Source organism: Cupriavidus sp. 01L46 (genome assembly GCF_056399905.1).
On record NZ_JBFTSF010000574.1, the window covers coordinates 1 to 1580 of the forward strand.

General features: G+C 54.8%; 1 protein-coding gene. It reads left to right on the forward strand.

The genetic code is table 11. The annotated features are described in order from the left end of the window. Nucleotides 1-189 precede the first annotated feature (189 nt). Entirely contained in the window at nucleotides 190-807 is a 618-nt protein-coding gene (locus AC1DS3_RS38490; protein WP_477129346.1) for a TetR/AcrR family transcriptional regulator, read from the forward strand. Nucleotides 808-1580: the final 773 nt, after the last annotated feature.

The following is a 1580-nucleotide window of genomic DNA, read 5'->3' on the forward strand; positions in this document are numbered from 1 at the left end:
CCGGTGACGAACGCGGACCTTGGGCTGTTGTGTTTTTCCATATCGATTGAATTTCAAAAATCATATGATTTTTCAATGTACATCCGACACCTTGAAATATCAAGTGACATCTGAAATAGTGTTTAACTTTCGTACAGACGCCCCCGCCCGACGGTCGACATCCAAATTTCATGTGATATCTTTTAGGGCATGAGCACTACGACAGCAAGAAGGCGCCTGACCCGCGAGGAAAGCCAGGCGCAAACTCGTGAGCGTCTGATCTACGCTGCACAGCACTTGTTCGTGTCAAACGGGTATGGAGGTGCATCGATCCGTGACATCGCGAACAAGGCGGGCTATTCCCAAGGCGCTTTTTATTCAAACTTCTCGAGCAAGGAGGACATCCTGCTAGAGTTGCTGCGACGCCACATGGAAGCAGAAGCGCTGCAGCTATCCACGGTCATGGGCAACAACGCGCAACAGCTCGAGCAAATGCTGGCCGAACTGGAAGCCTGGGCTTCTACGCTCAATCAAGATGCTGACTGGTGCATGCTTTCCATCGAACTGCAGTTGCATGCCAAACGCAGCCCGACGTTCGCTGCTGAGTACCAGAAGGTATGGGGCAAACACCGGTCCGAGATCGGTGGCGTAATCGGCCTATTGTTTGAAAAGCTCGGGCGCTCGGCTCCTGCCACGTCGKACGAACTGGCTGCTGCCTTCATGGCACTTTCGCATGGGCTAGCGCTGCAAAGGACCACCGATCGCCTGGATCCGTCGGGGCGGCTGATCATGGTGTTCCTACGTGGATTGATCGCAAGTGCGAAATAGTCTCAAAAATTGAGAAATGTGTTCGTACTAGAGCGCGAGTACCGTGGACACGACTGAAGGAACTCTCACCTTTTTGTCTCCCGTTGTAATAGTTGTGCTGTGCTGGTTCAGAGCAGGGGGTGCTCTGGCAAATTGATGTCAGCTTGCGGTGCGCAAGGCTGGTGACAAGCCTCCTGGCAGGGGGCTGCCCGCGCCCAGCATCGCAAGCGACTCTCTTACGACGTCATCAAGCGCTTCAATAGGGCCATCGTGAAGCACCGTGCGATCAAGGCGCACGACCGCGATCCAGTTGACAGGCGCGGCCCCCGGCACAATCCGGTCCGATATGTCTTCCCACGAATGTCCGCCCTGCCTTTCGTGCGTCTCCCGAGGCCCGCGCCCGGCTTGCCCGCAGCGTCGCCCACCAAAAAGGCCCGACCCTTGGAGAAGCGATCGACGATGCGTGCGCGGAAGCGATAGACAGCCGTGCGTTCTATTGTCATGTCTTTCTGATCCCGAGATAGGTCAAGGAGCTCGAAATTCCCAGGGGAGAAGGTATTGGTGTCGAATACGATTCTGAACTTGTTCTTGCTCATTGCAGTAGGAATCGCATCATCGAAGATCAGGGGCGAAGGCAGGCAAATTGCCCAATAACGTAGTGGCCAAAGTACTGCGATTCCGGGACCTCATTTACGTACCAGCAGCCGCCATACTTCTGGGCAAAGTACTCACCAATGAAGTAGCTCATCCGGGTAAGAAGCCATAGCCTGTCTTCGGCTGCAACCGTCATGGAC